Here is a 12,442-nt window from a genome sequence, read left to right as displayed (position 1 = left end):
CCCTTCCCCGGCACGCCCGGACCTCCCCGCGAGCGGTACCGGGCGCGACCCGGCCCCGGGTGGCACAGTGGGGGCATGTCCAACCGCCTGAGCGACGCGACCAGTCCGTACCTGCTGCAGCACGCCGACAACCCCGTGGAGTGGTGGCCGTGGGGTGAGGAGGCCTTCGCCGAGGCTCGCCGCCGCGACGTGCCCGTGCTCATCTCCGTCGGCTACGCCGCCTGCCACTGGTGCCACGTCATGGCCCACGAGTCCTTCGAGGACGAGGCGACCGCGGCCCGCATGAACTCCCTGTACGTCAACGTCAAGGTGGACCGGGAGGAACGCCCCGACGTCGACGCCGTCTACATGGAGGCCACCCAGGCCATGACCGGCCAGGGCGGGTGGCCCATGACCGTGTTCGCCACCCCCGACGGCGCCCCCTTCTACTGCGGGACCTACTTCCCGCGCGACCACTTCCAGCGCCTGCTGGAGGGCGTGGCGACCGCCTGGCGGGACCAGCGCGCGGAGCTGCTCGACCAGGGCAGGCGGGTGGTGGAGGCGCTCAGCGGTCCGCGCACGCTGGCCGCCGCGTCCCCGCCCTCCGCCGCCCAGCTCGACCTGGCCGTGCGCGCGCTGGTGCGCGACTACGACAGCGCGCACGGCGGCTTCGGCACCGCGCCGAAGTTCCCGCCGTCGATGCTGCTGTCCTTCCTCACCGCGCAGGACGAGCGCACCCGCCCCCTCCAGAGCGCCGACGAGTCCACGCCCGCCTGGCTCATGGCCGTCGGAACCGCCCAGGCGATGGCCCAGGGCGGTATGTACGACCAGCTCGGCGGCGGCTTCGCCCGTTACTCGGTGGACCGCGAGTGGGTCGTGCCGCACTTCGAGAAGATGCTCTACGACAACGCCCAGCTCCTGCGCGCCTACGTGCGCATGGGTCGCCGCCCCGTCGAGCCGGGCGGCGTCGACGCCCGCACCCGGACCCTGCTGCTCCGGGTGGCCGGGGAGACGGCCGACTGGATGCTGCGCGACCTGCGCACGCCCGAGGGCGGCTTCGCCTCCGCGCTGGACGCCGACAGCGAGGGCGAGGAGGGCACCTACTACGTGTGGACGCCCGGGCAGCTGCGCGAGGTCCTGGGCGAGGAGGACGCCGCCTTCGCCGCCGAGACCTTCCGCGTGACCGAGGAGGGCACCTTCGAGCGCGGCGCGTCCGTGCTCCAGCTGCCCGCGCCGCCCGCGGACACCTGGCGCTTCGAGCGGGTCCGCCGGGCCCTGCTGGCCGCGCGCGGCGAGCGCGTCCCCCCCGCGCGCGACGACAAGGTGGTGGCCGCCTGGAACGGTCTGGCGATCGCCGGGCTGGCCGAGGCCGGGGTGCTGCTGGAGCGGCCCGAACTGGTGGAGGCCGCGTGCGGGGCCGCCGAGCTGCTGCTGGACGTGCACCTGCGCGAGGGGCGCCTGGTGCGCACCTCCCGGGACGGCCGGCCGGGAACCAGCGCCGGGGTCCTGGAGGACTACGCCGACGTCGCCGAGGGACTGCTGGTCCTGCACGGCGTGACGGGCCGGGCCCGGTACGCGCACGAGGCCGGACGCCTGCTGGACACCGTCCTGGAGCACTTCGGCGACGGCTCCGGGGGGTTCTACGACACCGCCGACGACGCCGAGCGGTTGTTCAACCGCCCGCAGGACCCCACCGACAACGTCACGCCGTCCGGCCGGTCGGCGGCGGCGTCCGCGCTGCTGTCCTACGCCGCGCTGACCGGTTCCGAGCGCCACCGCGCCGCCGCCGAGGGGGCCCTGTCCCCGGTGGCGGTGCTGGCCGAGAAGGCCGCCCGGTTCGCCGGGTGGGGGCTGGCCACCGCCGAGGCGCTCCTGACCGGTCCGCGCGCCGTCGCCGTGGTGGGCGATCCCGGTGACCCCCGTACGGGCGAGCTGGTGCGCACCGCGCTGACCTGGGCCCCGCTGGGCACCGTGCTGTCGCGGGGGGACGGACGAAAGGACGGCGGGGTCCCGCTGCTGCGCGACCGGGTGCCGGTGGAGGGGCGGCCCACCGCCTACGTGTGCGAGGGCTTCGTGTGCAAGCTGCCGGTCACCTCGGCCGAGGACCTGCGGGAGCAGCTGCTGGGCTGAGGGCCGGGCGGGGCCGCCGCGGTCAGCCCCTCGCTCCCGCGGCCCTCGGCGACGAGCTCCTCGATCCTGGCCGCCACCGCCGGGAGGCCCCCGTCTCCCAGGCGCCGGCCGGCCCGGAGGTCGATGATGTGGCGCACGACCGGGAGGTGTTCGGTGAGGTCGGCGGGACCGGCGGGGTGGTCGCCGCTCAGCAGCTCGGTGACGGTGGCGGGAACCCCGGCGACCACGTGGCCGAGCTGGTCGGCCGCCGTGCGGGAGAACTCGGCGACGCCCACCCCGGCCGACCGCACCGTGTCCAGGGCGCGCAGCAGGCCGAGCTGGGCGTCGTACCAGACGCCGAAGAGGGCGAGGTCCCAGACCGCGGCCGCCTCGGGGCCTCCCCGACGAACCGGGAGCGGCCCAGTGCGCCGAGGGTCTCCCGGTGCCGCTCGAACGCGGACCGCGAGCCGCTGTAGAGGAGGTTCGCCGCCTCGGTGCCGATCGTCTCGGGGGCGGCCTGGACGCCCGCGTTGAGGTACCGCGCTCCCGCGGCCTCGACCCGCTCCGCGGTCCGGCGCGCCCCGTCCGGGGTTCCGGTGCCCAGCACCGCGACCGTGCGCCCGGACAGGTCCGCGTCCGCCTCGGAGGGCACCTGCCGCGCCGCCGCGTGGTCGGTGAGGGTGAGCGGTACCAGGGCGGCGGAGGAGAGGGCCTCCGCGGCTGATCCCGCCGTGCGCGCCCCCGCGTCCGCGAGGGCCTCCGCGCGGCCCCGGGTCCTGTTCCACACCGTCACGTCGTGTCCGTCGGAGAGGAGGCGCCGGGCCACGACACCGCCGAGCGAACCCGTGCCGATCACCGCCACCCGCTCCGTCGTGTTCCTGGTGTTCGTCATGCGGAGATCCTTGAACATCGACCGATGTTGAGGTCAAGGGGTGCTCAGTCCAGGCGCACGCCTCCGATGATCTCGTTCACCAGGTCGGGACGGTACTGAGGCTGGCGTATCTCCAGGTACACGGTCTCCGGTGCGTCCGCGCGGCGCACGGCGGCGCCGCTCAGCGCGCCGTTGCCGTTGCAGTCCGGCCACTCCCACACCGTGCCCTCCCAGCCCCCGGCGTCCAGGCTCCGCTCGTTCGGGGCTGTGCCGCAGGGTTCGGTGTCGGCGACACCGGACGGCGCGCCGCCCTCGGGCACGACCGTCGCGTACACCCCGTAGGAGTGCGCGTCGGCGGAGTGCCAGGCGTCGGCGTGCGTGGCCGCCAGCACCCCGGGCCGCGAGGCGTGGTCGGCCGCGGCCGGAAGCACCTCCCGGCCGGTGGCGAACTCGCGCGCCCACGTCGCGGGGACCTCCACCCGGAGCCGCTGGGTGGCGTAGCGCACCGGGGTGAGGGACACCCCCGGGTCTCCAGCGGAGGCCGTGGCGCTCACCACCACCAACCCCAGGGACACCAGAAGCGCCGCCGTCCGCTGCCAGGGCATCCGGTACCGCTGCCACCACGGCACCGCCTTGGGCAGGTCGGGCGCCATACGGATGGCCCTGACCCGGTCGGTGAAGGTTTTGGCGTCCGCTGGACGGCTTTCCCGGTCGACCGAAAGTGCGGAGAGAATGAGCTCGTCGAGCGCCGGGGGCAGCCCTGGCCGGATCCGGCCAGGGGGAACCCGCACCGGCGGGCGCGACGGCGGCCGGCCGGTGATGAGCTCGTAGGCGACCGCGCCCAGCGAGTACACGTCGGAGCGCACGTCCAGGTCACCGCCGGGAATGCTCTGCTCCGGCGACATGTACCCCGGCGTTCCGGCGGCCGCGGTGAACCCCGAGGCCTCGTCGATGGACTTGGCGAACCCCAGATCCGCCACCAGTACCCGCTGACCCACCGGTGACGACTGCAACAGCACGTTCGACGGCTTGATGTCGCGGTGGATCGTGCCGTGGTTGTGCAGCACCGTGATGCCCTGGCCGATCTCGGTCAGCAGCCGCAGCGCCTCGTCCAGGGGCAGCTGGCCCCGGCGGATGAGGTCGGCCACACTGCCCTGGTCGGCGTAGGTCATCACCATGTACGGCCGCCCGTCGGGCAGCACGTCCACGTCGTGCACCGCCACCAGCCACGTGGAGTCGGTCTGGCGCAGGATGCGCGCCTCCTCCAGGAAGCGGTGCTGGATGTCCATCTGGTGCGCCCAGTTCTCGGCGAGTACCTTGATGGCCACCGGATAGTTCAGCAGGTCGTCCTGAGCCAGCCAGACCGTGGCGAAGGAACCGGACCCCAGGCGCCGGATGACGCGGTAACGTCCGAAGGCCTCCGGTTGGCTCATGTCCGCCTCGGGTCTGTCGGGGGTGGATACGCGGTCGTTGCCCACTAATACACCATCTGTACCCCCACGTTGCCTCCCGCCGATATGATCCCCTCTCCGGGTGGCGCGGGGACCCCGAATCCAGGGAAACTGGAGGGATCCGAAGGGTTGCGCGCCGAGAGGCGGCGGCCGCGGGTGCACGCGGGCCGTCACCGACGGCGGAGCCCGGACCGTAGGCGTCCCGAGCACGTGTGACCCTCGAATACGGGCGCGCACGCGTCCGCAGCGGACGGCCGGATGCCTGCCGTCAGTCAGGGAGAGACCAGCCATGCGTACTAGTGACCACGCAGACCACGAGGAGACCCCCGCCCCCCGGCGCCGGGTGGCCAGCAACGTCGACGAGGAGCTGGAGGAACTCGCGCGCCGGGCCAAGGCGGGCGACGCCGTCGCCCTGGACGACCTGCTCCGCCGGATCCAGCCCGAGGTGCTGCGCCGCTGTGCGCGCTTCCTGCCCTACCGGCAGGACGCCGAGGAGGCCTGCCAGGACGCGCTGCTGCGCGTGGCCCGCAAGATCGACAGCTTCAAGGGCGACTCCCTGTTCACCACCTGGCTCTACACCGTGGTGTCCAACTCCGCCCGGCAGACCTACCGCTCGATGAAGCGGCGCTCGGCCGAGTTCCCCACCGAGGCCGAGCGGATGCCGCACCAGCGCGACCCCCGCACCACCAGCGTCATCGCCGGTTCCCGCATCGACCTGCTGGAGGCCCTCGACCAGTTGGAGAAGGACCGGCCCAACCTCGTGGCCCCCCTGGTCCTGCGCGACCTGTGCCAGATGGACTACAACGAGATCGCCGCCGAGCTGAACCTGGCCCTGGGCACCGTCAAGTCCCGTATCCACCAGGGGCGCAAGCACGTCCGCAAGTCCCTGGCCGTGACGTAGCCCCCCGCGGGCGAACTACGCTGGAGGCATCCCCGTCGGCACATCCCTTCCGTGGTGTGCTGTCCTTCCGTTCCAGCTCTGAGAGGTTTCGCCAATGGGGCTTCGTGACCCCCTGTATTGGCTGTACGAGCGGCGCCTGGAGCGCAGGCTGACCAGCCAGGAGATCCCCCGCCACGTCGGTGTGGCCATGGACGGCAACCGGCGCTGGGCCAGGAGCAGCGGCCTGCAGGGGGCCGAACACGGCCACCAGGCGGGCGCGAACAAGATCTTCGAGCTGCTGCGCTGGTGCGACGAGGTCGGCGTCCAGGTGGTCACCCTCTGGATGCTGTCCACCGACAACCTCACCCGGGACGAGTCCGAGCTGGGCCCCCTGGTCCGCATCATCGAGCAGACCATCGCCCGGCTGCGCGAGGAGGGATGGAACACCCGCCCCGTCGGAGCGCTCGACGTCCTGCCCGCGTCCACCGCCCAGGCGCTCAAGGAGGCGGAGGCGGCCACATCCGGCAACCCGGGCCTGGTTGTCAACGTCGCCGTCGGGTATGGAGGTAGACGTGAGATCGCTGATGCGGTGCGGTCCCTCCTCCACGAGGAGGCGGCGAAGGGCACCGGTATCCAGGAGCTGGCCGAGCGCCTGGACATCGAGGACATCGCACGGCATCTCTACACGCGCGGCCAGCCCGACCCCGACCTGCTCATCCGCACGTCGGGAGAGCAGCGTCTGTCGGGTTTCATGCTGTGGCAGAGCGTGCACTCGGAGTTCTACTTCTGCGAGGTCTACTGGCCTGCCTTCCGCAGGGTGGACTTCCTGCGCGCACTGCGCTCCTACGGCGCGCGTAACCGCCGTTACGGGTCCTGACCCCCGCACCTCCCTCGGGTCGCCTCCCTTCACGCGGAGTTCACCGCGCGGAGGGAGAGGTCCCTTGGAAACGGGAGCACGGACGCGTAGCGTCGGACCTAGCGGGTGGCGTTCGTCCACCCGTTCGGGAGGCCCCGGCTCATTGATCTCCTCCGCCATCGCGGAACGTCAACGAGGAGGGCCGGACCCGGCCCTCGGGGGCCAGGTCCCGGTCCTCCATGATCCCGTGACAGTAGGGCGCCCCAGCGGTGCCCAAGGGGAGAACGAGTGGCTAGTTCCTCGACCGATCGCCGTGACACCCAGTCCCACGCCGACCCCCACGCGGAGTTGGCGGAGGGCGGGCGCGTCTACGTGCTCGACACCAGTGTCCTGCTCGCCGACCCGATGGCCATGAGCCGGTTCGCCGAGCACGAGGTCGTCATCCCCGTGGTGGTGATCACCGAGCTGGAGAGCAAGCGCCACCATCCGGAGCTCGGTTACTTCGCCCGCAACGCGCTGCGCCGCCTGGACGACCTGAGGGTCTCCCACGGCCGCCTGGACGTTCCCGTGCCGGTCAACGACCAGGGCGGCACGCTGCGTGTGGAGCTCAACCACAGCGATCCGCAGATCCTGCCGGCGGGCTTCCGGCTCGGCGACAACGACACCCGGATCCTCACGGTGGCCCGCAACCTCCAGGAGGAGGGCGGGGACGTCGTGCTGGTGAGCAAGGACCTCCCGATGCGGATCAAGGCCTCCTCGATCGGCCTGGCCGCGGACGAGTACCGCGCCGAGCTGGCCATCGAGCACGGCTGGACGGGCATGGCCGAGCTGGACGTGCCCGCCCACCAGATCGGAGAGCTCTTCGAGGGCGGCAGCTGCGACATCGAGGAGGCCCGCGAACTCCCCTGCCACACGGGACTGGTCCTGGTGTCCGAGCGCGGCAAGGCCCTGGGCCGGGTCCAGCCGGACAAGTCGGTGCGCCTGGTGCGCGGCGACCGGGACGTGTTCGGCCTGCACGGGCGCAGCGCCGAGCAGCGCATAGCCCTGGACCTGCTCACCGACCCCGAGTTGGGCATCGTGTCGCTGGGCGGGCGCGCGGGCACCGGCAAGTCGGCCCTGGCGCTGTGCGCCGGACTGGAGGCCGTGCTGGAGCGGCGCCAGCACCGCAAGGTGATGGTGTTCCGCCCGCTGTACGCGGTCGGCGGCCAGGAGCTGGGCTACCTGCCCGGGACCGAGAACGACAAGATGACCCCCTGGGGCCAGGCGGTGCACGACACCCTGTCCGCGGTGACCAGCGAGGACGTCATCGAGGAGATCGTGGACCGGGGGATGCTGGAGGTCCTGCCGCTCACGCACATCCGCGGCCGCTCGCTGCACGACGCGTTCGTGATCGTAGACGAGGCGCAGTCCCTGGAGCGCAACGTGCTGCTCACGGTGCTCTCCCGTCTGGGCGAGAACTCGCGGGTGGTGCTCACCCACGACATCGCCCAGCGCGACAACCTGCGCGTGGGCCGCCACGACGGCGTGGTCGCGGTGATCGAGAAGCTCAAGGGGCACCCCCTGTTCGCGCACGTCACCCTGACCCGGTCCGAGCGATCGCCGATCGCCGCCCTGGTCACCGAGATGCTGGAGAACTGACCCGGGAGCCGCGGCGGTCCCACCCCACGGGGGCGGGGCCGCCGCGGTGCGGTCCCGGTGTTCAGCGCATCCCGGAGAGCAGGCGGCCCAGGCGCCGCAGCCGTTCCAGGTTCGCCTCGTAGCGGGCGCCGACCGCCAGCAGCAGCACCCCCGCCGCGGCGAACGGCACCCAGTTCGGCACCAGCCGGGTCAGGTCCCACAGCGGCGGACCGAAGGCCCGCAGCGAGGTCGCCACCAGCACCAGCCCGCCCGTCACCAGCACCGCCTGGAGCCGCCGGGCCAGACCCCACACGGCCGCGGCCAGCCCCAGCACCAGCACGGCGGGAACCCGCCACACCAGGTCCTCGCCGGAGAGCACCAGCGCCACCGTGGGCAGGAACAGCAGGGCCAGCGCGCCGCCGTAGGCGGACCAGCTCGACGGCGCCCGCACCGCCCTGCGGCTCCACTCCCAGCCGATGACCAGCGCGGCGAGCGCGGGCGGCACCGTGTACGCCTCGGGTACCGCCACGCTCCACGCGGCGAGCACCGTCCACAGCGCGGCGAACATCAGCAGCCCGCCCACCGGGGCCGCCCAGCGCCGACCCGGACGGACCGCGGTCGCCAGGGCGATCACCCCGACCACCGCCAGGGCCACCGCGACCACCTGCGCCCGGGCCCCCGCCGACACGCTGACCACCAGGGAGGCCACCGCCCACAGGCCCGCCGGGACCTCCACCGCGGGCACCAGGGGTCCGCGCAGCCTCGGCGCCGCCACGGCCACCGCGGCGACCATGGCGATCGGGGCCAGGGCCGCGTACTCCGCGGGCACCGTCAGGACGAGCGGCAGTGCCAGTGCGAAGGCGCCGGTGGCGGCCACGGCCGCGGCCGTGGCGCCGACCGCGACGGCGGTGCTCCGGGCCAGCGCGGCGGCCGCCGCCGCGACCACGGCGACCGTCATCAGCGCGCCGACGTTGGCGTACTCCTGGGGCAGGGTCCACACCACACCGAGCAGCAGGGTGAGGAGTCCGGCGATGCCCGCGGTCCAGCCGGTCCGCGGGTCCCCGGGCGGGGCCGACCACCGCCGGAGCCCGGTCCGGTCCTCGCCGGGACCCGCCCAGGACTCCCGGGGGCGGGCCGACCGGCCCGGGGACCGCGCGGACCACACGGCCAGCGCCGCGCCGACGGCTCCCAGCCACGCCAGCGCGACGGCGAACGGCAGCCCGAGGACCAGCGGAAGCGGGACCAGCGCGGGCGCGGCGGCGAGCGCCGCGGCGACCCCGGTCCGGCGCCCGTCGAGCCGGGCCGCCAGCGTCACCGCCACGGCACCGGCCAGGAGCACCCCCGCCGCCGTGGCGGCCGCCGCGCCGCCGCCCGGCCCGGCGGACAGCCCCAGGGCCGGGAGGGCCGGGTCCAGCAGCACCGAGGCGGGCTGGGACCAGACCCCGTCCCGGGGCAGCAGGGGCAGCCCGGGACTCTGCGCGCGGCCCGCCAGCAGGGGTGCGGCCGGCAGCAGGAGCAGGCCCCCCGCGGTCAGCGCGGACGGGAACCCGGTGGCCGCGTCGCGGAGGGCGGGCGGAGCGCCCGCGCGGCCGGAGGCCAGGGCGGTGGCCCCGGTCAGCAGGCAGGCGGCGGTCAGCAGCCACCAGGCCGTGGCCGGGACCGTCTCGGAGACCACCAGTCCCAGCAGGAAGAACCCTCCGGTGAGCAGGGTCAGCGCGGCCAGGACCAGGCCCGTCGCGTACAGCGTGACCGCCGGGCCGTACGGAGCGGCGGCGCGCCGGTACAGCAGCACGGCGGCGAGCGCCGTCGCACCCACGGCCACCAGCGCGGCCAGGGACGCGTTCTGGCTCGGGAGCGACCACAGCAGGCCGGTCGCCAGGGTCAGGGTCCCGGTGGTCGCACAGGTCCGCGCCGGGGCCCGGCGCCCGGTCAGCGAGGCGCCCAGGACCAGGGCGGTGCCTACGGCCAGCGCCCACGCCACCGCCGCCGCGCCCGGCGCCCCCAGCAGCAGCGGAACCGCCAGGAGCGTCGGCGGCGCGACCAGGGCCGCGGCGGTGACCAGGGCGTCGCGGCGCAGGAGGGCCGCCGCGCCCAGGGCCAGGACGGCCGCGACCAGGACGGCGGCCAGGTAGAGCGGGCCGGGCACGGGAGCCGACGGCGCCTCGGACAGGTACAGGGCCTCCGCCACCGTCTTGGTCCCGGGTGCGCCCGTCCACACGGACAGGGGGACCCGGGGCAGCACGGGTAGACGCGGGGGACCGGCGGCCAGGGGTGCCGCGCCCAGGGACAGCAGCGCGACGACCGTATACACCGCCGGGCGGGGGTCGCGGAGGGGCTGTCCGGGAGCACTCGGGGCGGGTGCACCCGGGGCGGGTGCGTTCGCGGGGGGCGCGGCCGGGGACGGGGCCCGGTCCGGCGGGCGGCGGGCGAGCAGGAGGCCGGTCGCGCCCGACAGCAGCAGGGTGGCGGCCAGGGCCCACCAGCGCACCGGATCGGAGGTCTCGGAGACCACGAGGAGCAGGACCGCCGTCAGGAGCAGCGCGAACACCCACAGCACCGTGCCCGTGGCCCGCAGGGTGCGCACGGGGCGGCCCGGGCGGGAGGCGTCGAGCCACCGGGCGGCGGCCAGGTCCGCGAGAGCGGTCGCGGCGAGGGCGGGCAGTATCCAGGCCCAGGCCCCGTCGGAGGGGAGCGAGGCCACCACCAGCACCGGCACCGGCTGGCACAGCAGGGCGGTGAGGATCCGGGGCGAGCGGAGCGGCGCCGCCAGGGGGTACAGGGCCAGCAGCGCGCCGATCGCCGCGAGCACCGTCGCGGTGTACCCGGGGCCGCTGCCGAACCGCTCCGACATCAGCAGCCACAGGGCGAGGGCGTCGATGCACAGCAGCGCGGCGGCCAGGCAGGCGAAGGTCTCGGCGGTCGCCCGGAGCCCGCGCCGGTACAGGACCGGGGCCGCGGCGGCGAAGGCCGCGGTGGTGAGCCCGAGGACCCCGGCCCGGGTGCCGGTGCCCATGTCGCTCCAGGTCCAGACGGCGAAGACCAGGGCGGCGATGCCGACGAGCAGCCCGCCCAGACCGAGGATGACGTTCTGCGCGGAGCGGCGGGTGACCTCTCCGGCCGCCCGGGGGAGCCGCCCGAGGCCGACCGCGCTCCCGGGAGTGGGACCGGGGACGGTGCCGGGAGCGGGGGCCGCGGCGAACCCGGCCCCGTGCCCGCCCGGGGATCCGGGGGCGCTGGGGGCCCCGAGCCCGGCGGAGGGGGCGGGGAGGGCACTGGCACCGGCCCGGGCCGACTCCTCACGCAGCCGTTCCACCAGGGCGCGGCGTTCCCCGGCCAGCCGCTGCTCCCGTTCGCGCAACCGAGCGAGCTCCGTGTCGATCCACCACAGGCGCTGGGCGCCGTCGCCGACGAGCAGGAGCCCGCACCGTCCGCACGCGCGGGGCTGGTCGGGCAGCGGAGCGCGGCAGTCCGGGCAGGTGATCCGGTGCCCGGCGGGGGGTGGTGGGGAGCCGTGGGTGTCCATGCGCACATCCTGTCCCCCGCGCGGGCCCCGTACATCCGTACAGGTACTCAGACGCGCCCCGCGCGGTGACGCGCGTCTCGCCGTCGGAGGGGCTTCCGAGCTGTCGAGACGTGGGCCTTACCTGGTTTTACCTTGAAACCCTGTTTACTCTTCGTGCATAAGTGCAGGTCAGAAGTCCGCAAAGTGGGCGCATTCCGTGATGTGATCCAAGCCATAGTAAAAGTGGCGTTACTTCGTCGTGACGATGATGCAGGCTGAAGCCGCTGCACAGAACATCCCCTCCCACGTGATGTGACCCGAGTCGCGGTCGGTCGAACGGTAGATCCGTCCCACCGCGCACCCCGATACCAGGGCCACGTGGTCGGCAGCGGCGAAGCACAACACACGAACGCCCATGGGGGGCACGTGTGCGTCTACGCGAAAGGGCGATTTCCCTTGCCAATCCACCTGATCTCGCTGCGCCATGCGGGCGCCGTCGGAGCCGCGACCCTCGTTGCCGGGGGCACGTTCTCCGTCGCCGCGTTCGCCGAGAACGTCGCGGTCGACCCCTCCCAGTTCGCCTCCGCGGCGGTGGTGCCCGAGCAGCCCGCCCCTGATGAGGGCGGGGCCGCGGTCGACGACTTCTTCGCCGCGCGGTCCGACCAGGACGAGCAGGAGCAGCAGGCCCGGCGCGACAGCAGCCGCGAGCAGGCCGGCGCGGCGGCCGAGGACGCCCTCCGTTCCGCCAGCGCCACGGGTGAGGAGGCCGCCGAGCCGGAGCCCGAGCCGGAGCCCGACACCTCCGGCACCGCCGCCGCTGCCGCCTCGGTTCCCTCCGGTTCTCCCAAGGAGATCGCCCTGGACATGGTCCTGGCCGAGGGGTGGGGCGCCGACCAGTTCCACGACTGCCTCGAGCCCCTGTGGGAGAAGGAGAGCAACTGGAACCACACCGCGCAGAACCCCAGTTCGGGCGCCTACGGGATCCCGCAGTCCCTCCCCGGCGACAAGATGGCCTCGCACGGCTCCGACTGGCGGACCAACCCCGCCACGCAGATCGCCTGGGGCATCGACTACATCAAGGGCCGCTACGGCAACCCCTGCGGCGCTTGGTCCCACTCCCAGGCCAATAACTGGTATTAATAGGGCTTTCCCTGCCATTGACCCCCTTTTGGGAAAG

At 74.1% G+C, this 12,442-nt stretch carries 8 protein-coding genes and 1 pseudogene; 5 read left to right on the top strand and 4 right to left on the bottom strand.

Features of this window, described 5'->3' with window-relative positions:
• The first annotated feature begins 75 nt into the window (after positions 1 to 75).
• Positions 76 to 2,109 (top strand): thioredoxin domain-containing protein, encoded by a 2,034-nt coding sequence (locus FYW95_RS19490; RefSeq protein WP_160050634.1) that lies wholly within the window; start codon positions 76 to 78, stop codon positions 2,107 to 2,109.
• On the opposite strand, the gene FYW95_RS19485 is transcribed toward FYW95_RS19490, so the two are convergent.
• The 3 genes and pseudogenes from FYW95_RS19485 to FYW95_RS19475 form a co-directional block, all read right to left on the bottom strand.
• Positions 2,034 to 2,420 (bottom strand): imine reductase family protein, encoded by a 387-nt coding sequence (locus FYW95_RS19485; protein ID WP_370463008.1) that lies wholly within the window; start codon positions 2,418 to 2,420, stop codon positions 2,034 to 2,036. The genes FYW95_RS19490 and FYW95_RS19485 overlap by 76 nt on opposite strands.
• Before the next feature lie 86 nt (positions 2,421 to 2,506).
• Positions 2,507 to 2,980, bottom strand: a pseudogene (locus tag FYW95_RS19480) (NAD(P)-binding domain-containing protein); the annotation flags it as partial.
• Between the two features lie 44 nt (positions 2,981 to 3,024).
• Positions 3,025 to 4,392, bottom strand: a complete 1,368-nt coding sequence (locus FYW95_RS19475; protein WP_160050632.1) for a serine/threonine-protein kinase — start codon at positions 4,390 to 4,392, stop codon at positions 3,025 to 3,027.
• Between the two features lie 307 nt (positions 4,393 to 4,699).
• On the opposite strand from FYW95_RS19475, the gene FYW95_RS19470 reads away from it, so the two are divergent.
• The 3 genes from FYW95_RS19470 to FYW95_RS19460 all read left to right on the top strand — a co-directional run bounded on the left by FYW95_RS19470 (position 4,700) and on the right by FYW95_RS19460 (position 7,784).
• Positions 4,700 to 5,311, top strand: a complete 612-nt coding sequence (locus FYW95_RS19470; protein WP_159941803.1) for an RNA polymerase sigma factor — start codon at positions 4,700 to 4,702, stop codon at positions 5,309 to 5,311.
• Between the two features lie 94 nt (positions 5,312 to 5,405).
• Entirely contained in the window at positions 5,406 to 6,167 is a 762-nt protein-coding gene (locus FYW95_RS19465) for an isoprenyl transferase (protein WP_159941804.1), read from the top strand.
• A gap of 267 nt (positions 6,168 to 6,434) precedes the next feature.
• Entirely contained in the window at positions 6,435 to 7,784 is a 1,350-nt protein-coding gene (locus tag FYW95_RS19460) for a PhoH family protein (RefSeq protein WP_159941805.1), read from the top strand.
• A 61-nt stretch (positions 7,785 to 7,845) separates the two neighbouring features.
• On the opposite strand, the gene FYW95_RS19455 is transcribed toward FYW95_RS19460, so the two are convergent.
• Positions 7,846 to 11,286 (bottom strand): SCO7613 C-terminal domain-containing membrane protein, encoded by a 3,441-nt coding sequence (locus tag FYW95_RS19455; RefSeq protein WP_160050631.1) that lies wholly within the window; start codon positions 11,284 to 11,286, stop codon positions 7,846 to 7,848.
• 435 nt (positions 11,287 to 11,721) lie between these two features.
• On the opposite strand from FYW95_RS19455, the gene FYW95_RS19450 reads away from it, so the two are divergent.
• Positions 11,722 to 12,405: an aggregation-promoting factor C-terminal-like domain-containing protein gene (locus tag FYW95_RS19450; protein WP_159941807.1), complete on the top strand. Its 684-nt coding sequence runs from the start codon at positions 11,722 to 11,724 to the stop codon at positions 12,403 to 12,405.
• Positions 12,406 to 12,442 lie beyond the last annotated feature (37 nt).

The organism is Nocardiopsis sp. FR4, assembly GCF_009830945.1.
Taxonomy (GTDB): domain Bacteria; phylum Actinomycetota; class Actinomycetes; order Streptosporangiales; family Streptosporangiaceae; genus Nocardiopsis.
This window is presented reverse-complemented; position numbering and strand designations above follow the sequence as displayed.

Bases quoted from the DNA above. Each gene is read 5' to 3' on its own strand.
- FYW95_RS19475 (WP_160050632.1), bottom strand. From the start codon at position 4,392: ATGAGCCAACCGGAGGCCTTCGGACGTTACCGCGTCATCCGGCGCCTG.
- FYW95_RS19490 (WP_160050634.1), top strand. From the start codon at position 76: ATGTCCAACCGCCTGAGCGACGCGACCAGTCCGTACCTGCTGCAGCAC.
- FYW95_RS19465 (WP_159941804.1), top strand. From the start codon at position 5,406: ATGGGGCTTCGTGACCCCCTGTATTGGCTGTACGAGCGGCGCCTGGAG.
- FYW95_RS19455 (WP_160050631.1), bottom strand. From the start codon at position 11,286: ATGGACACCCACGGCTCCCCACCACCCCCCGCCGGGCACCGGATCACC.
- FYW95_RS19470 (WP_159941803.1), top strand. From the start codon at position 4,700: ATGCGTACTAGTGACCACGCAGACCACGAGGAGACCCCCGCCCCCCGG.